At 69.5% G+C, this 17070-nt stretch carries 18 protein-coding genes; 4 read left to right on the top strand and 14 right to left on the bottom strand.

Features of this window, described 5'->3' with window-relative positions; translation table 11 throughout:
• Window position 1: 1 nt before the first annotated feature.
• Window positions 2-1684: a sodium:solute symporter family protein gene (locus H1226_RS05230; RefSeq protein WP_258347576.1), complete on the bottom strand. Its 1683-nt coding sequence runs from the start codon at window positions 1682-1684 to the stop codon at window positions 2-4.
• A 539-nt stretch (window positions 1685-2223) separates the two neighbouring features.
• Complete coding sequence (nucS, locus tag H1226_RS05225; RefSeq protein WP_224956421.1) at window positions 2224-2883, bottom strand: endonuclease NucS; 660 nt, start codon at window positions 2881-2883, stop codon at window positions 2224-2226.
• 107 nt (window positions 2884-2990) lie between these two features.
• On the opposite strand from nucS, the gene H1226_RS05220 reads away from it, so the two are divergent.
• The 3 genes from H1226_RS05220 (at window position 2991) to H1226_RS05210 (ending at window position 5748) form a co-directional block, all read left to right on the top strand.
• A complete protein-coding gene (locus H1226_RS05220; protein ID WP_258347575.1) occupies window positions 2991-4388 on the top strand; it encodes an amino acid permease in 1398 nt (465 codons plus the stop codon).
• A gap of 92 nt (window positions 4389-4480) precedes the next feature.
• On the top strand, window positions 4481-5014 hold the full coding sequence (locus H1226_RS05215) for an NUDIX domain-containing protein (RefSeq protein WP_258347573.1): 534 nt from the start codon (window positions 4481-4483) through the stop codon (window positions 5012-5014).
• 89 nt (window positions 5015-5103) lie between these two features.
• Window positions 5104-5748 carry a LysE family translocator gene (locus H1226_RS05210; protein WP_258347571.1) on the top strand — a complete coding sequence of 215 codons (645 nt, stop codon included), beginning with the start codon at window positions 5104-5106 and terminating at the stop codon, window positions 5746-5748.
• A gap of 110 nt (window positions 5749-5858) precedes the next feature.
• On the opposite strand, the gene murA is transcribed toward H1226_RS05210, so the two are convergent.
• Window positions 5859-7115 carry a UDP-N-acetylglucosamine 1-carboxyvinyltransferase gene (murA, locus tag H1226_RS05205; RefSeq protein WP_224956415.1) on the bottom strand — a complete coding sequence of 419 codons (1257 nt, stop codon included), beginning with the start codon at window positions 7113-7115 and terminating at the stop codon, window positions 5859-5861.
• A gap of 150 nt (window positions 7116-7265) precedes the next feature.
• Between murA and H1226_RS05200 the strand changes: the two genes are divergently transcribed.
• Window positions 7266-7838, top strand: a complete 573-nt coding sequence (locus H1226_RS05200; RefSeq protein WP_224966742.1) for a cob(I)yrinic acid a,c-diamide adenosyltransferase — start codon at window positions 7266-7268, stop codon at window positions 7836-7838.
• A gap of 4 nt (window positions 7839-7842) precedes the next feature.
• Here the strand turns inward: H1226_RS05200 and H1226_RS05195 are convergent, their stop codons facing one another.
• The 11 genes from H1226_RS05195 to atpB form a co-directional block, all read right to left on the bottom strand.
• Window positions 7843-8313 (bottom strand): GNAT family N-acetyltransferase, encoded by a 471-nt coding sequence (locus tag H1226_RS05195; protein ID WP_258347568.1) that lies wholly within the window; start codon window positions 8311-8313, stop codon window positions 7843-7845.
• Between the two features lie 107 nt (window positions 8314-8420).
• Window positions 8421-8912, bottom strand: a complete 492-nt coding sequence (locus tag H1226_RS05190; protein WP_258347566.1) for a GNAT family N-acetyltransferase — start codon at window positions 8910-8912, stop codon at window positions 8421-8423.
• A gap of 300 nt (window positions 8913-9212) precedes the next feature.
• Complete coding sequence (locus H1226_RS05185) at window positions 9213-9665, bottom strand: DUF2550 domain-containing protein (protein WP_258347564.1); 453 nt, start codon at window positions 9663-9665, stop codon at window positions 9213-9215.
• 13 nt (window positions 9666-9678) lie between these two features.
• Entirely contained in the window at window positions 9679-10044 is a 366-nt protein-coding gene (locus tag H1226_RS05180) for a F0F1 ATP synthase subunit epsilon (RefSeq protein WP_224956409.1), read from the bottom strand.
• A 245-nt stretch (window positions 10045-10289) separates the two neighbouring features.
• Entirely contained in the window at window positions 10290-11723 is a 1434-nt protein-coding gene (gene atpD / locus H1226_RS05175; protein ID WP_224956408.1) for a F0F1 ATP synthase subunit beta, read from the bottom strand.
• Between the two features lies 1 nt (window position 11724).
• Window positions 11725-12648 carry a F0F1 ATP synthase subunit gamma gene (locus H1226_RS05170; RefSeq protein WP_258347561.1) on the bottom strand — a complete coding sequence of 308 codons (924 nt, stop codon included), beginning with the start codon at window positions 12646-12648 and terminating at the stop codon, window positions 11725-11727.
• Window positions 12649-12658: 10 nt separating this feature from the next.
• Complete coding sequence (gene atpA, locus H1226_RS05165) at window positions 12659-14302, bottom strand: F0F1 ATP synthase subunit alpha (protein WP_258347559.1); 1644 nt, start codon at window positions 14300-14302, stop codon at window positions 12659-12661.
• 63 nt (window positions 14303-14365) lie between these two features.
• The gene (locus H1226_RS05160) at window positions 14366-15196 is read right to left on the bottom strand and encodes a F0F1 ATP synthase subunit delta (RefSeq protein WP_258347557.1); all 831 of its coding nucleotides are present in this window, start codon (window positions 15194-15196) and stop codon (window positions 14366-14368) included.
• A gap of 72 nt (window positions 15197-15268) precedes the next feature.
• On the bottom strand, window positions 15269-15823 hold the full coding sequence (locus H1226_RS05155; protein ID WP_243792464.1) for a F0F1 ATP synthase subunit B: 555 nt from the start codon (window positions 15821-15823) through the stop codon (window positions 15269-15271).
• Window positions 15824-15854: 31 nt separating this feature from the next.
• Window positions 15855-16109: an ATP synthase subunit c family protein gene (locus tag H1226_RS05150; protein ID WP_243792462.1), complete on the bottom strand. Its 255-nt coding sequence runs from the start codon at window positions 16107-16109 to the stop codon at window positions 15855-15857.
• Between the two features lie 58 nt (window positions 16110-16167).
• Entirely contained in the window at window positions 16168-16947 is a 780-nt protein-coding gene (gene atpB, locus H1226_RS05145; protein WP_258347555.1) for a F0F1 ATP synthase subunit A, read from the bottom strand.
• Between the last annotated feature and the right edge of the window lie 123 nt (window positions 16948-17070).

Here is a 17070-nt window from a genome sequence, read left to right as displayed (position 1 = left end):
GTCAGCCGAAGACGATGTTGAGCACGATGGTGATCACCAGGACGATGCCCGCCATCAAGCCGGGCTTGCGGTACCAGCCCGCGTCCTCACCCGAGTTCGAGGCCTGGAGCTTGGTCCGCGGCGTGAGCGAGTACACCAGACCGACCAGCTCGGCTTCGGGCTTCGGACGGGTCACCACGCTCACCAGCACGCTGACCACGATGTCGACGACGAACGCGGCACCGGCACCGACGAAGCTGGCGCCCTGGCCCGGCAGGTCCAGCACCCCGGCCTCGGAGAGGCCGAACACCGCGACCGCGGAGACGGTACCCAGCACCAGGCCGAGCCAGCCCGCGGTCGGGGTCATCCGCTTCCAGAACATGCCCAGGATGAACGTGGCGAACAGCGGCGCGTTGAAGAACGAGAACAGCTGCTGCAGGTAGTCCATCAGGTTGGAGTAACCGGAGGCGATGAACGCGGTGCCGACGGCGATCACGGTGGCACCGACGGTGACCCAGCGACCCATCTTCAGGTAGTACTGGTCCGGCCGGTCCTTGGCGATGTACGCCTGCCAGATGTCGTAGGTGAAGACCGTGTTGAACGAGCTCAGGTTCGCCGCCATGCCCGCCATGAACGAGGCGAGCAGACCGGCCAGCGCCACGCCGAGGATGCCGTTGGGCAGCAGGTCGCGCATCAGCAGCAGGATCGCGTCGTTGTAGTCCACGCTGCCGGTCTCGGTCGCCTTGTAGGCGACGAGTTCCTGCACCGCGACGCCGGCGATCATGCCGGGGATGATGACGATGAACGGGATCAGCAGCTTAGGGAAGGCACCGATGATCGGGGTGCGCTGGGCAGCGGACATGCTCTTGGAGGCCATGGCGCGCTGCACCTCGACGAAGTTCGTCGTCCAGTAGCCGAAGGCCAGCACGAAGCCGAGGCCGAACACGATGCCCAGCACGCTCAGGAAGCTGTTGGTGAAGCCGGTGAGCTCGGTACCCGGCCACGCCGAGAGCTGCTCGGGCCCGCCCGGGCTGGCGCTGATCTTCTCGACCAGGCCGTTCCAGCCGCCGACCTTGTGCAGGCCGACCAGGGTCAGCGGCAGCAGCGCCGCGACGATCACGAAGAACTGCAGCACCTCGTTGTAGATCGCCGCCGACAGCCCGCCGAGCGCGGTGTAGGTGAGCACGATCGCGGCGGCCACCAGCACGGAGACCCACAGCGGCCAGCCCAGCAGCACGTTCACGATGCTCGCCAGCAGGTACAGGTTGACGCCCGCGATGAGCACCTGGGCGACGGCGAAGCTGATGCCGTTGACCAGGTGGGCGGGCTTGCCGAACCGGCGCAGCATGAACTCGGGAACGCTGCGGACCTTCGAGCCGTAGTAGAACGGCATCATCACGATGCCGAGGAACAGCATCGCCGGGACCGCACCGACCCAGAAGTAGTGCATGGTCGGCATGCCGTACTCGGCGCCGTTCGCCGACATGCCGATGATCTCGATCGCGCCCAGGTTGGCGGCGATGAAGGCCAACCCCGTCACCCACGCCGGCAGCGCGCGCCCGGACAGGAAGAAGTCCAAGCTCGTGGAGACCGAGCGCCGGGCGAGATAGCCGATTCCGAGCACGAACGCGAAGTACAGCGCGAGCAGCACGTAGTCGACCGCACTGGCATCGAGCCGCAACTCTTCTTGGGCTAGCACGTCCACGGCTACCCCACCTCCAGACCCAACAAAGTCCAACGATAATCACCACCCGATCGGCGGCAGACGGACACTACCGCACAGTGGGACCACTCACACTGGACCGATACCAATTCGTTGAGCGTCACCTTTCGGAGGTATCAACACTCCCCCGAGCAGCGGAAACATCACGGACAGTCAGCCGCAGCAGCGGCACCGGAAACTCACCACGAACCGACGCCGAGCCAACGCGGACGGTGAATCCACCACGCCGCACCGGACCAGTCCACAGGAGAAAACGGAAATCAACCCGAGCCGCCGGAGACGCACCGAGCCGGTTCGCGCACCGGCGGAGCGCCGGGGCGAGCGGTGCGCGCAGGTGGGCCGCCGAACCCGGCCGGCCACGCCGAACACCGGCCGTCGACACGGCCGGCAGGACGAGGAGCAGGAGCGGAAGCGCGGAGCACTGGGCTGATCATGCCTCCAGTGTTCCGCGCCCCACCGCGGGAATCATCACTCAGCGGGGTGAACACACGTTCGAAATCCGGGTTTCACCCGGTGGCGGATCAGAACAGCCGGAACTCGTCCGGCTCGATCCCGCGCAGCTGGTCGTAGTCCAAGGTCACGCACCGGATGCCGCGGTCCTCGGCCAGCGTCCGCGCCTGCGGCTTGATCTGCTGCGCGGCGAACACGCCCGTCACCGGGGACAGCAGCGGATCCCGGTTCAGCAGCTCCAGGTAGCGGGTCAGCTGCTCCACCCCGTCGATCTCGCCGCGGCGCTTGATCTCGACCGCGACGCTGGAACCGTCCGAATCCCGGCACATCAGGTCCACCGGACCGATCGCCGTCGGGAACTCGCGGCGCACCAGCGACCACCCGTCGCCGAGCGTCGTGACGTGCTCGGCCAGCAGCTGCTGCAGGTGCGCCTCGACGCCGTCCTTGACCAGGCCCGGTTCCGGGCCGAGCTCGTGCTTGGAGTCGTGCAGCACCTCTTCGAGGCTGATCACCAGCTTCTCGCCGGCCTTGTTCTGCACCGTCCACACGCCGGGATCCTCGATGAGCCAGCACGGCGGGCTCATCCAGTTCAACGGCTTGTAGGCGCGGTCGTCGGAGTGCACCGAGACCGAACCGTCCGCCTTCACCAGCAGCAGGCGCTGCGCCATGGGCAGGTGCGCGGTGAGGCGGCCGACGTAATCGACCTTGCAGCGAGCGATGACAAGACGCACCCGGCACAGGGTACGGGCGACGATCACGATGTCGAGCACCCATGCCGGTTCAGGGCAGGCGAACCTTCGAAAGATCACCAGTCCTACCGGGTCTACCGTGCGTTCCCGTGTCGTACGCCCAGCTGTTCACCCGAGTCAAACCGGTCGAGCGCCTCGCCGACGACGGCTCGCACACCGCGCTGCACCGCACGCTCGGACTCGTGCCGCTCATCGCGCTGTCCGTCGGCGCCACCCTCGGCACCGGCATCTTCGTGGTGCTCGCCGAAGCCGCGCCCGCCGCGGGCCCGGCCGTCGTCGTGTCGTTCGTGCTGGCCGGTCTCGCCGCGCTCTGCTCCGCGCTGTCCTACGCCGAACTGGCGGGCAGCGTGCCCGTCTCCGGATCGGCCTACTCCTACGCCTACGCCACGCTCGGCGAACTCGTCGCCTGGATCTGCGGCTGGTGCCTGCTGCTGGAGTACGGCGTCTCGGTGGCCGCGGTCGCCGTCGGCTGGGGCGGCTACCTCAACGAGTTCCTGCGCGGCACCATCGGGGTCACCCTGCCCGACGCGCTGTCCGCGCCCCCCGGCGAAGGCGGGGTCGTCAACGTACCCGCCGTCATCGTGGTGCTGCTGGCCACGGCCGTGCTGCTGCGGGGGGTGCGGGAGAGCGCCGCCGTCACCACCGCCACCACGCTGCTCAAGATCGGTGTGCTGGTGTTCTTCGTCTGCGTGGCGCTCACCGCGTTCCGCTCCGACAACCTCACCCCGTTCGCGCCCGCCGGCATCGCCGGGATCTCCGCGGGGGCGTCCGCGGTGTTCTTCTCGTTCATCGGCTTCGACGCCGCCTCCACCGCGGGCGAGGAGGCGCGCAACCCGAAGCGGGACCTGCCGCGAGCCATCATGATCTCGCTGGCGATCGTCACCCTCGTCTACGTCGTCGTCGCGTTCGCCGCCGTCGGTGCCGTCGGCACCGACGTGCTCGGCGGCTCGGACGCCTCGCTGGCCACCGCGCTGGAGATCGTCACCGGGCAGGGCTGGCCCGCGGTGCTGCTCGCCTTCGGCGCCGTCGTCGCCATCGCCTCCGTGGTGCTCACCGTGCTGTACGGGCAGACCCGGATCCTGGTGTCGATGTCCCGGGACGGGCTGATGCCCGCCAAGCTGTCCGCGGTCAACCGCCGGGCCGTGCCCGCGCACAACACCATGATCGTCGGACTGCTGGTGGCCGCCCTCGCCGCCGTGGTACCGCTGAGCAGGCTCGCCGACGCCACCAGCATCGGGACGCTGGTCGCGTTCGGCGTCGTCAACATCGGCGTCATCGTGCTGCGCCGGCGCAAACCCGACCTGGAGCGGTCCTTCCGCACCCCGCTGATGCCGTGGGTGCCGCTGCTCGGGGTCGCGCTGTGCGCCTACCTGATCCTCGGGCTGGACCGGATCACCTGGCTGGTCTTCGCGATCTGGATGGCGGCGGGGCTGGCCGTGTACCTCGGGTACGGGCTGCGGCGGTCGAAGCTCAACGAGGCCGGGTGACCGGAAGGTTCCCTTCCCCGCTCTCGCGACCGGAAGGTTCCCTTCCCCGCACCGCGCGATCGACGTGCCGCGCGGCGGTGGACGATGGGCTCATGCGCACGACGAGCAGCCGCGAGGTGTACGCCAACGCGTGGATGACCGTCCGGGAGGACGGCATCCGCCGCCCCGACGGGTCCGACGGCATCTACGGCGTGGTGGACAAACCCGACTACGCGTTGATCATCCCGCTGGACGGCGACCGGATTCACCTGGTCGAGCAGTTCCGCTACCCGCTCGGGCAACGCCGCTGGGAATTCCCGCAGGGCACCGCGCCCGACCGCGCCGAAGTGGAGACCGCCGAACTCGCCGCCCGCGAACTGCGCGAGGAGACGGGCCTGCGCGCCGAGCGGCTCACCGAGCTGGGACGCCTGGACGTGGCGCCGGGCATGTCCAGCCAGCGCGGTCGCGCATACCTGGCGACCGGGCTCACCGCGGGCGAGCACGAACGGGAACCGGAGGAGCAGGACATGCGGGCGGCGTGGTTCGAACGCGCCGAGTTCGAGCGGATGATCCGCGGCGGCGCGGTCACCGACGCCCAGTCCGTCGCCGCCTACCAGCTGCTCTGCTTGCACGAACGGGGTGTTTGACCGGTTTCGGCCCCGGGGCCGCTGTGGCGCCCGTCGCGGCGGCACCGGATCACGTGACGGAACCCGCCCCGGCTCCTTATCCTGCGCTGGTGCCCGCTCAACTCGTGCCCTTCGTGCTGTTCGTGATCGTGGTGACCCTCGCCCCCGGGCCGGACATGGCGCTCGGGCTGCGCAACAGCATCCGCGGCGGCTCGACCGGGATGTGGTGGACCGGGCTCGGCTGCTGCGCCGGTCTGCTGGTGCACGCGGCGATCTCGGTGGCGGGGCTCTCCGCGCTGCTGGCGGCCTCCGCCGTCGCCTACACGGCGCTCAAGCTCGGCGGCGCCGCCTACCTGGTGTGGCTCGGCGCGACGACGCTGTGGAAGAGCATCCGCAACCGGCACGAGGCGCCCGCGGCGGCGCTGCCGGAACCGCAGCCGGTCGCCGGGGGGCTGACGCGGCGCGCGGCGTTCCGGCAAGGCCTGGTGAGCAACGTGCTCAACCCGAAGATCATCCTGCTGTTCCTGACGCTGCTGCCGCAGTTCATCTCGCCCGGCGAACCGCGCGCGCTCACCTCGATGATCCTCACCGTGGCGTTCCTGGCCGTGGCGCTGGTGTACTGGCGGCTGGCGTCCTGGCTGGTCGGCGGCCTGCGCGAACTGCTCAGCCGCCGGAAGGTGAAGCTCGCGCTGGAACGCGCCACCGGCACCGTGATGATCGCCCTGGGCCTCCGGGTGGCCTTCGAGAGCGGCTGATGCCGGCCCCACTTCGGCCACGTGGTGCTCGGGTGGCGGAACCTCCGCGACGGCCGAACCGCGGAGCCGTTGCGAGCTGCTGAGCCGAGAGGAGTCCGGCCGCCGGTCGGTCAGTCCGTGACGCGCTCGATGTAGGCGCCCAGGCTGCGCAGGTTCTCCACGAAGTTCGGGTAACCCCGGTCGATGTGGAACACGTCCCACACCTCGGTCACGCCGTCCGCGCACAACCCGGCCAGCACCAGGCCGACCCCGGCGCGGATGTCCGACGCCCACACCGGGGCGCTGGAGAGCCGCTCCAACCCGCGCACCACCGCGTGGTGCCCGTCGGTGCGCGCGTCCGCGCCCATCCGCACCAGTTCCTCGATGAACCGGAAGCGGGACTCGAACAGGTTCTCCGTGATCATCGACGTGCCGTCGGCCACCGCCGACAGCGCCAGCGCCATCGGCTGCAGGTCCGTCGCGAACCCCGGGTACGGCAGCGTCACGTAGTCCACGGCCAGCGGGCGGCGGTCCGCGACCACGCGGAACTCCTCATCGCCCACCACGACCTCGGCGCCCGCGCTGCGCAGCTTCTCCAGCACCAGGTTCACGTGGTGCGGATCCACTCCGCGCACCTTGATGTCGCCCTGGGTGGCCACCGCGGCGAACGCCCAGGTGGCGCCGACGATGCGGTCGCCGATGACGCGGTGCTCCACCGCCTTCAGCGAGGTCACCCCGTGCACGGTGAGCGTCGAGGTGCCCGCGCCCTCGATCTTCGCGCCCATCTGCTGGAGCATCACGCACAGGTCGACGATCTCCGGCTCCCGCGCCGCGTTGTCGATCATCGTGGTGCCTTCGGCGAGGACCGCGGCCATCAGGATGTTCTCCGTGGCGCCCACGCTCGGGAAGTCCAGCCAGATCTGGGCGCCGCGCAGGTTCTCCGCCTCCGCCACCACCGCGCCGTGCTCGATGTGGCTGGTCGCGCCGAGCTGCCGCAGCCCGCTCTGGTGCATGTCCAGCGGACGCGAACCGATCGCGTCGCCGCCCGGCAACGTCACCACGGCCTTGCGGCACCGCGCCACCAGCGGGCCCAGCACGCACACCGAGGCGCGCAGCTTGCCCATCGACGGCGACACCGCCTCGTGGCTGATCTCCGCGGGCGTCGTGATGTACGCGGTGCGGCCCTCGATGGCGACCTCGCAGCCCAGGCTGCGCAGCACGTCGCCCATCAGCGGGACGTCCAGGATCTCCGGGCAGTTGGTGATCGTCGTCGTGCCCTCGGCCAGCAACGCGGCCGCCATCAGCTTCAGCACGCTGTTCTTCGCGCCGACCACATCGACTTCGCCGACGAGGCGCGCCCCGCCGTGCACGCGGAAGTGCTCACTCACGAACAGCAGGTTACGGGCCGGGCGCCGCCCCGTCCGTGGCGGGTGCGCCGGGCCGCGGCCGGGCGATGAAGGGAACCTTCCTGCCACCGGTGACCGGAAGGTTCCCTTCATCCCACGATCAACCGGCGCGCAGCACCTACGCTGGAAGGCATGGCCGTACACCTGACGAAGATCTACACCCGGACCGGCGACGCCGGCACCACGCGGCTCTCGGACAACTCGCAGATCAGCAAGACCGATCCGCGGCTGGTCGCCTACGCCGACGTGGACGAGACGAACTCGGTGCTGGGCGTGGCGCTGGCCACCGCGAGCTTCGACGCGGCGATCGTCGAGGTGCTGCGGACCGTGCAGAACGACCTGTTCGACGTGGGCGCCGACCTGTCCACCCCGGTGGTGCCGAACCCCGAGTTCCCGCCGCTGCGGGTCACCCAGGACTACATCGACCGGCTCGAAGGCTGGTGCGACGAGTACAACGCGCAGGTGCCGAAGCTGAACTCGTTCATCCTCCCCGGCGGCACCCCCGGCGGTGCGCTGCTGCACCAGGCCCGGTGCACGGCGCGGCGGGCGGAGCGCTCCGCGTGGGCGTTGCTGGAGGTCGACGCCGAGCGCAGCAACGCGCTCGCCGCCAAGTACCTGAACCGGCTCTCCGACCTGCTGTTCATCCTCGCCCGCGTCGCCAACCCGGACGGTGACGTGCTGTGGCGCCCGGGCGGCGGCGCCTGACCGATCACAGCCGCTTGGCGAAGCACACCGAACCTGGATCGCCGCGGTACGGGCCGAACGCCGGGATGCCGGAGTAGCCCGCCGAGCGGTACAGCGCGATGGCCTCCGGCTGCCGGTTCCCGGTCTCCAGCAGGATCCGCTTGTGCCCGGCCGCCGCGGCCCGCTCCTCCAGCTCGGCGAGCAGCCGCCGCGCCAGGCCGCGGCCCCGCGCGCCGGGCGACACGTACATCCGCTTGAGCTCGACGTCGCCGTCCTCGAACTCCGGCTCCGCCGGGTCGTACACCCGCCAGCCGCCGATGGCGACCGGTTCCGCCGCGAGGTAGCCGAGCAGGAACGTGCCGCGCGGGGCGCTGAACTGCGCGGAGTCGATCGGCGTCTCGTCCCGGTGCCCGTAGCGGCCCACGTACTCCTGCTGGACCTCCTCGATCAGCCGCTGCGCGTCGGGATGGTCGAACTCGGCGATTTCGATGTGCATGCGACCAGATTAGGGAGCGTTCAGCGGCGACCCGGCGTTCGTCCGAGGAGCGGAACCGGGGCTCCCGGCCGAACTCGCGCGTTCCGCCCCGCCCGGTCGGCCGGAACTCAGCTCAGCGCCTTCTCGAACCAGTGCCGGGCGTACTCGTTGTCGTTGTAGGCGGGGATCTCCGCGTACCCGGCGGACCCGTACAGCGCGCGGGCCGCGTGCAGCTCGGCCGCCGTGTCCAGGCGCACCACCCCGCACCCGAGCTCACCCGCGCACCGCTCCAGTTCCGCCAGCAGCGCCCGGCCCGCACCGCGCCCGCGCAGCACCGGCGAGATCCACATGCGCCGGATCTCCGCGACCCCCGGCTCCAGCACGCGCACCGCGCCGCACCCCCGCACCGCACCGCCCGCCTCGCGCACCAGCAGGAAACGGCCGTGCGGCGGAGCGAAATCGCCGGGTTCCGGCGGGGCGGCCCGCCCCGGGTCGAACCCGGCGGGGAACACCTGCGCCAGTTCGGCCACGTACTGCTCCAGCGCGGCGGTGGCGTCCGCACCGGCGATCGATTCGGCGGTGATCGTGAACCGGCCGCTGTCCGGGGTCGCGTCCATCATGCGGCCAGTCTTTCCGAGCCGGAGCCCGCACCGCCAGCCACCCGCCCGGCCGGTGGCCGGAACGGACGGCTCGACTGCGCGCCGGGCCGCGTCATCCACGCCCGCACGCGCCTGCCCGCGGTGGCCCAGCAGCTCGCCCGGCCGGGGCCGCCGAGCTTCCGCTCCGGCAGCGCGGCGGCGCCGCGAGCGACGTGCGAGGAAGGGAACCTTCCGGTCACCGGTGACAGGAAGGTTCCCTTCCTCCGGACCCGGCGCGCGAAAAAGCGCCCCCTCCGAAGAGGGGCGCTGGACGCTGCGGGCTCAGGAAGCCCAGGGCACGGAACGCCCGGGCGGAGCGGACTCCAACCAGGACAGGAAGCCGGTGAGCGCATCCGCGCCCATCGCGACCTCGATCTCCTCGCCGCGACCGGTCAAGTGCAGCACGGTGGCCGCCTGCGGCAGCGCGTACACCTCGGACGCCGAGGGCTCGCGGCGGGTGGCGATCTCCACCTCCCGGCGGTTCACCACCCAGTTCGGGCCGGAACGCAGGCTCAGCACCCGGTACCAGGTGAACTCCTCGCCGCGGTAGTGCGCGACGCCGAGGTGCCAGCCCCGCCCGCGGTCGTCGGTGCGCAGCCGCAGCGCCACGTCGATCCCGCCGGCGCGCAACTGCTGCAACCGCCGACGCGCGGCCAGCACCACGCTCAGGGCCGCGCCCGCCAGGAGCAGCACCAGCCCGGAAACGATGATCGACCACACGCCCGCGGAGCCCATGTTCTGCGGCCCGTCAGACCGACTGCCCGGCCGCCCGAAGTCGACTCAGCGCTCTCGTGCGCGCTTCCTCGTCGTCGCTCTTGGCGTCGGCGCGGGCCTGCGCGACGTCGATCTCCTGGGCGAGTTCGGCCGACTCGGCGAGGACGCTGACGCCATCGGCGGTGACGGACAGGAATCCGCCCTGCACGGCGGCGGTGACGGTGTCGCCATCGGTCGTGGTGATCTTCACGACGCCACCCTCGACGAGCTGGCCGAGCAGCGGCTCGTGCCCCGGCAGGATGCCGATCTCGCCTTCGGTCGTCTGGGCCACGACGGTGGTCGCCTCACCGGACCACAGGCGGCGCTCGACAGCGACCAGCTGGACGGACATGTTGGCCACGCGCGTCTCCTTTGTCGGGTGTACAGCCCGCAGTCTAGCCAACGCCAGGCGGGCCCTGGTGACGGGCCGAGCAGGGCCGCGTCACATCCGGAGGGGTGCGAGCAGGGGAACCTTCCGGTCACGGGTGACCGGAAGGTTCCCTTCCTCGGGGAAGGGCGAAAAAGAAGGCCGGGGCCCGTGACCGGACCCCGACCCGCTGCCGGTGGGTCTTCGCCGCGGTGGTGCACCGCGGCGAAGACCGGGGCTCACTTCTCGGTGAGCTTCTTGTAGGCCTGCTCCAGGTCCTCCAGACCACCGATGGACAGGAAGGCCTGCTCCGGGTAGTGGTCGAAGTCGCCCTTGCAGAGCTTGTCGAACGCCTCGATGGTCTCCTTCACCGGCACGAAGGAACCGTCCTGGCCGGTGAACTGCTTCGCCACGAAGAAGTTCTGGGACAGGTAGCGCTGGATGCGCCGCGCCCGCTGCACCGTCACCTTGTCCTCTTCGGACAGTTCGTCCATGCCGAGGATGGCGATGATGTCCTGCAGCTCCTTGTACTTCTGGAGGATCCGCTTGACCTCCTGAGCGACGCGGTAGTGCTCGTCGCCCACGACGGCCGGGTCCAGAATGGTGGAGCTGGAGGTCAGCGGGTCGACCGCCGGGTAGATGCCCATCTGCGAGATCGGCCGGGAAAGCTCCGTCGTCGCGTCCAGGTGGGCGAAGGTGGTCGCCGGCGCCGGGTCGGTGTAGTCGTCCGCGGGCACGTAGATCGCCTGCATCGAGGTGATCGAGTTGCCGCGGGTCGAGGTGATCCGCTCCTGCAGCTCACCCATCTCGTCGGCCAGCGTCGGCTGGTAACCCACCGCGGAAGGCATCCGGCCCAGCAGGGTGGACACCTCCTGACCCGCCTGGGTGAACCGGAAGATGTTGTCGATGAACAGCAGCACGTCCTGGTTCTGGACGTCGCGGAAGTACTCCGCCATGGTCAGCGCCGACAGGGCGACCCGCATGCGGGTGCCCGGCGGCTCGTCCATCTGCCCGAAGACGAGGGCGGTGTCGGCGAGCACGCCGGACTCCGCCATCTCGACCCAGAGGTCGTTGCCCTCACGGGTGCGCTCACCGACGCCGGCGAACACCGAGGTGCCACCGAAGTTCTTGGCGACGCGGCGGATCATCTCCTGGATGAGCACCGTCTTGCCGACACCGGCACCGCCGAACAGGCCGATCTTGCCACCCTGCACGTACGGGGTGAGCAGGTCGATCACCTTGATGCCGGTCTCCAGCACCTCGGTGCGGCCTTCGAGCTGGTCGAACGCCGGGGCCTTGCGGTGGATGGACCAGCGCTCGGCGTCCGAGGCGTAGCCCGGCTCGTCGAGGCAGTGCCCGAGGGCGTTGAACACGTGGCCCTTGACCACGTCGCCCACCGGCACCGAGATGCCCTCGCCGGAGTCGCGCACCGCGACGCCCCGGACGAGGCCCTGGGTCGGCTGCATCGACACGCAGCGCACCACGCTGTCGCCGAGGTGCTGGGCGACCTCGAGCGTCAGCGTCTTCGCCATGGCCTCGGCCGTGATGTCCACGGTGAGGGAGTTGTTGAGGTCGGGCACCTGGTCGCGCGGGAACTCGACGTCCACGACCGGGCCGAGAACCCGGACGACGCGGCCGGTGCCAGTAGCCGTGCTAGTGGCAGTCGCAGTCATGTCACTCACTTCCTGCTGACGAGAGCGCCTCGACACCACCGACGATCTCGCTGATTTCCTGGGTGATCTGGGCCTGGCGGGCCTGGTTGGCCTCACGGCTGAGGTTGCGGATCAGTTCGTCCGCGTTGTCCGTGGCCGCCTTCATCGCGGTACGACGCGCCGCGAAGACGGACGCCGCCGAGTCCAGCAGCCCGGCGAAGATCCGGGTGTTGATGTACTTCGGCAGCAGGGCGCGGAACAACGTGTCCGCGTCCGGTTCGAAGTCGTACACCGACCGCGGCTTCTTCGGCTCGTCGGAGTACTCGACCTCCAGCGGAGCGATCCGCGTGACGGTCGGCCGCTGGGTCAGCATCGAGACGAACTCGGTGTGCACCACGTGCAGCTCGTCCACGCCCAGCGTACCGTCCGGCCCGCCGTCGTCGAGGTAGTCGTCGGCGCCCGCGAGGAACGCCTTGACCAGGGTCTCCCCCACTTCGGCGGCGTCCGAGTAGGCGGGCTTCTCGGCGAAGCCGGTCCAGCTGGCCGCGACCGGGCGCTGGCGGAACCGGTAGTACGCGTCGCCCTTGCGGCCGATCACGTACAGCACCGGGGTCTTGCCCTGCTCGCGCAGCAGGCTCTGCAGCTCCTCCGCCGCGCGCAGCACGTTGGAGTTGTAGCCGCCGCACTGGCCGCCGTCACTGGTCACCACGAGCACCGCGGCCCGCTTCGGGTTGTCCCGCTCCACCAGCAGCGGGTGGTCCAGCGAGCTCGCGCCTGCCAGCTCGGACAGGGACTTGGTGATCTCGGCCGCGTACGGCCGGGACGCCTCGACCCTGGTCCGGGCCCGCATGATGCGGGAGGTGGCGATCAGTTCCTGCGCCTTGGTGATCTTCCGGATCGACTTGACCGACCGGATGCGGTCTCGCAGTTCTCGAAGATTGGCCATGGCTACCCGGTCACTTCTTCGGGGCGGGCTTGTTGACCTGGACGGTTTCCTTGCCCACCGCGTTCGCGTCCATCGCCTCGGCGTCGGCCTCCTGCGTGAGCGAGGTGCCGTCGGAGGTCGTGAACTGCTTCTTGAACTCCTCGACCGAGTCCACGATGAGCTGCTGGCCGTCGTCGGAGAGCTTCTTGCTCTCGACGATGTCCTTGAGCACGGACTCGTGGGTCCGGCGCAGGTAGGCGAGGAACTCCGACTCGAAGCGCCGCACGTCGTTCACCGGAACGGTGTCGACGTGGCCCTTCGTGCCCAGGAACAGGGACACGACCTCTTCCTCGACGGGCAGCGGGTCGCCTGCGCCCTGCTTGAGCAGCTCCATCAGGCGGGCACCGCGGTCCAGCTGCGCCTTCGACGCGGCGTCCAGGTCGGACGCGAACGCGGAGAACGCCTCCAGCTCGCGGAACTGCGCCAGGTCGATCTTCAGCGAGCCGGTGACCGACTTCATCGCCTTGATCTGCGCGGAACCACCGACGCGGGACACCGAGATGCCGACGTCGATCGCGGGGCGCTGACCGGAGTTGAACAGGTCCGACTGCAGGAAGCACTGGCCGTCGGTGATCGAGATGACGTTCGTCGGGATGTAGGCCGACACGTCGTTCGCCTTGGTCTCGATGATCGGCAGACCCGTCATCGAGCCGGCGCCCATCTCGTCCGACAGCTTCGCGCAGCGCTCCAGCAGGCGGGAGTGCAGGTAGAAGACGTCACCGGGGTAGGCCTCGCGGCCCGGCGGGCGGCGCAGCAGCAGCGAGATCGCGCGGTACGCCTCGGCCTGCTTGGTGAGGTCGTCGAACACGATCAGGACGTGCTTGCCCTGGTACATCCAGTGCTGGCCCAGCGCGGAGCCCGCGTACGGCGCCAGCCACTTCAGACCCGGCGAGTCCGAGGCGGGGGCGGCGACGATGGTGGTGTACTCCATCGCGCCCGCGTCCTCGAGGGACTTCTTCACGCCGGCGATCGTGGAGCCCTTCTGGCCGATCGCGACGTAGATGCAGTGCACCTGCTTGGCAGGGTCACCGCTGTCCCAGTTGCCCTTCTGGTTGATGATCGTGTCGACCGCGACCGTGGTCTTGCCGGTCTTGCGGTCGCCGATCAGCAGCTGGCGCTGGCCGCGGCCGATCGGAGTCATCGAGTCGATGGCCTTGATGCCGGTCTGCATCGGCTCGGCGACGCCCTGGCGCTGCACGACCGTGGCGGCCTGCAGCTCCAGCGCGCGCTGGCTCTCGGCCTTGATCTCGCCGAGGCCGTCGATGGCCTCGCCCAGCGGGTCCACCACGCGGCCGAGGAAGCCGTCGCCGACCGGCATGGACAGCACCTTGCCGGTCCGCTTGACCTCCTGGCCCTCTTCGATGCCCGCGGACTCGCCCAGGATGACCGCGCCGATCTCCTGAGCCTCCAGGTTCATCGCCACGCCGTAGACGCCACCGGGGAACTCCAGCAGCTCTTCGGTCATCACCGAAGGCAGGCCCTCGACATGGGCGATGCCGTCACCGGTATCGGTGACGACGCCGACCTCCTCGCGGCTGACCTCCGGGGAGTAGCTGGAGACGTACTTCTCGATCGCACTGCGGATCTCGTCCGACGAGATCGTCAGCTCCGCCATGTCTCGTTCCTGCTCTCGGTTCGTTCTGGAAGGAAGTTCGTGTCCGGGCCGCAGCCCTCGCCGTCAGTCGGCGAGGTCGCGCCGGAGGGACTGCAGGCGCCCCGTGGTCGTCCCGTCGATGACCTCGTCACCGACCTTGATCAGCAGGCCGCCGCCGACCGCAGGATCCACTTCCAGGTGGACCGCGATGGGCCGCGAGTAGATCCGCTGCAACGTGGCCGCGAGCCGCTGCTGCTGCTGCTCGGTCAGTTCGACGGCGGACCGCACGTGCGCCACCGAACGCTCCCGGCGCTTCGCCGAGAGCTCCGCGAGCTCCTCCAGGCCTTCGCTGACGTGTCCGCCGTGCGGGTGCGCCACCAGCTGGCGCACCAGGGCCTGGGTGACCGGTTCGACCTTGCCGCCGAGCAGCTGGTCGACCAGCGCGGTCTTGCCGTCGGGGGCAGCGGCCGGATCGGCCAGCAGCCGCTCCAGCTCCAGTTCGGCGCCGATGATGCGGCCGAGGCGGAAGAGCTCGTCCTCGACCGCGTCCAGCCGGCCCGCCCGTTCCGCCTGCACCAGCAGGGCGACCCGGGCCAGCCGCTCCAGACCTCCGACCAGGTCCTTCGCGCTCGACCAGCGGGAGCGGACGGCTTCGACGACCACGGGCAGCGCCCGGGCGCCGAGCTTGCCGGCCAGCAGCTGCTTGGCCAGCTCCTCCCGCGAACGGGGTTCGGTGGAGGTGTCCGCCAGCGCCCGGCGCAGGGCCGACTCACGACCCAACAGGGCGGCCACGCCGAACAGTTCGTCGGCGAGGCCGGTGATCTCCGCGGCCCCGGCCCCGTCGGTGGCCTGCAACAGCTGCAGCTCGGTGGCTGCCAGCGCATCGCGGCTCGCGGCGTTCACGAGGGTGCTCAACTCTCCAGGGCCTTTCGTTCTGGGGAAACCTTCGGGGACCACATCATGTGCGTGTCCATCGCACCGGCGCCGTCAGGACCTGCTGGACCCGGACGGTGCCGACGTGGAGTCCAGTTCCTCGAGGAACCGGTCCACGGTGCCGCGACGACGGGCTTCGTCCTCCAGGGACTCCCCGACGATACGACCGGCCAGATCCACGGCCTGCCGGCCGAGGTCGCCGCGCAGCTCCGCGATGATCTGCGAGCGCTGCGCCGCCAGTTGGTTCTGGCCTTGCGTGACGATCCGCTCCGACTCGGTCTGCGCCTGCGCACGCATCTCCGCGACGATCTGCTGGCCTTCGGCCCGCGCGTCGTCCCGGATCCGCGCCGCCTCGGCGCGCGCCTCGGCCAGCTGCGACTTGTACTGCTCCAGCGTCCGGTGAGCCTCCGCCTGGGCCGCTTCGGCTCTGGCGATACCACCCTCGATCTGTTCGCTGCGCTCGGAGAACACCTTCTCGAAGCGCGGAACAGCGTACTTCTGGAGCACGAACAACAGCAGGAGGAACGCGATCAGGCCGACGATGATCTCCGACGTCTCCGGCAGGATCGGGTTGTGCTCGCCTGCCGCCGCCAGAATCTCTGTCTTCACCACAACGTCTCCCTAAGACAGGGTCGGGGACTCAGGCTCCGGACGCGATGAAGTAGACGACCAGGCCGATCAGCGCCAGCACCTCGACGAGCACGAAGGAAATCCAGGCGATGCCCTGGAGCTGCCCCTGGGCTTCCGGCTGCCGGGCGGTGCCGTTGATGACAGCGGCCCAGATCAGGCCGACACCGATGGCAGCGCCGATGGCGCCCAGCCCATAGCCGATCGCGGCCAGGCCTGCATTGATGTTCGCGGCTTCAGCGGCCTGCGCAAGAACGATGTTGCTCACTTTCACTACCTTTCAACTCGGTCCGCAGGTACTTGCGGATCGGAGGTCTTGGTCTTTTTCAGTGGCCCTCGGCCAGCGCCGCACCGATGAAGTTGGCGGTCAGCAGCGCGAAGATGTAGGCCTGGAGTACCTGGATCAAGGCCTCGACGAAAGTCAAGGCAATCGCGAAGGCGAAAGCGAAGATCGAAACCGGCTTGAACCCGCCGCTCGCCTCGAGCAGCAAGAACTCGCCACCCAGGATGAACACCAGAAGCATGAGGTGACCTGCGAACATCGCCGCGAACACCCGGACCGCGAGCGCGGCGGGCTGAGCGATGAACTTCTGCAGGAACTCGATCGGTGACAAGATCACGTAGATCGGCTTCGGCACGCCCGGCGGGAACATCACGTGCTTGAAGTAGCCACCCAGTCCGTGACGCTTGATCCCGACACCGTGGTAGGTCACGTACACCACGATCAGCAGCGCGACGGGGAAACCGATTCGGGCCATCGTGGGGAACTGGAGGAACGGAACGATGCCGAAGATGTTGTTCACCAGTACGAAGGTGAACAACGCGAAGATCAGCGGCACGAACGGGCGGAAATCTTTGGCGCCGATCTGCTGCCGGGCGATCGTGTTCCGGCTGAAGCTGTAGATGTACTCCGCCACGAACTGGCCCTTGGAGGGAACCACCTTGAGGCTGCGGGTGGCGACCACGAAGTACACGGCGACCAGCACGGCGGCGAGCGCGACAAGCACCATCGGCTTGGTGATTCCGCCCACGATCGGCGGGAGGACAAAACTATCGGCACCTGGCGGTACGAACTTCCCGCCCTCGGCCATCACCAGCGTGCCCAACTGGGCTCCTTCCGGTTCTCCCGATCGAGTTCGCTCAATCGGGGGAATCGTCACGATTTGCACTTAACGTACCTGATACCCGATCCGACTGCGGAGGGGCCTCATCCAGGCTCAGGGCTCCCA

The sequence above is a fragment of the Saccharopolyspora gregorii genome, from assembly GCF_024734405.1.
GTDB lineage: Bacteria > Actinomycetota > Actinomycetes > Mycobacteriales > Pseudonocardiaceae > Saccharopolyspora_C > Saccharopolyspora_C gregorii.
The sequence above is the reverse complement of the archived record's forward strand: the minus strand, read 5'-3'. Positions and strand labels throughout refer to the sequence as shown.

Coding starts and splice junctions, on each gene's coding strand:
- H1226_RS05215 (WP_258347573.1), top strand. CDS start 4,481: ATGCGCACGACGAGCAGCCGCGAGGTGTACGCCAACGCGTGGATGACC.
- H1226_RS05200 (WP_224966742.1), top strand. CDS start 7,266: ATGGCCGTACACCTGACGAAGATCTACACCCGGACCGGCGACGCCGGC.
- H1226_RS05195 (WP_258347568.1), bottom strand. CDS start 8,313: ATGCACATCGAAATCGCCGAGTTCGACCATCCCGACGCGCAGCGGCTG.
- H1226_RS05190 (WP_258347566.1), bottom strand. CDS start 8,912: ATGATGGACGCGACCCCGGACAGCGGCCGGTTCACGATCACCGCCGAA.
- H1226_RS05185 (WP_258347564.1), bottom strand. CDS start 9,665: ATGGGCTCCGCGGGCGTGTGGTCGATCATCGTTTCCGGGCTGGTGCTG.
- atpD (WP_224956408.1), bottom strand. CDS start 11,723: ATGACTGCGACTGCCACTAGCACGGCTACTGGCACCGGCCGCGTCGTC.
- H1226_RS05170 (WP_258347561.1), bottom strand. CDS start 12,648: ATGGCCAATCTTCGAGAACTGCGAGACCGCATCCGGTCGGTCAAGTCG.
- atpA (WP_258347559.1), bottom strand. CDS start 14,302: ATGGCGGAGCTGACGATCTCGTCGGACGAGATCCGCAGTGCGATCGAG.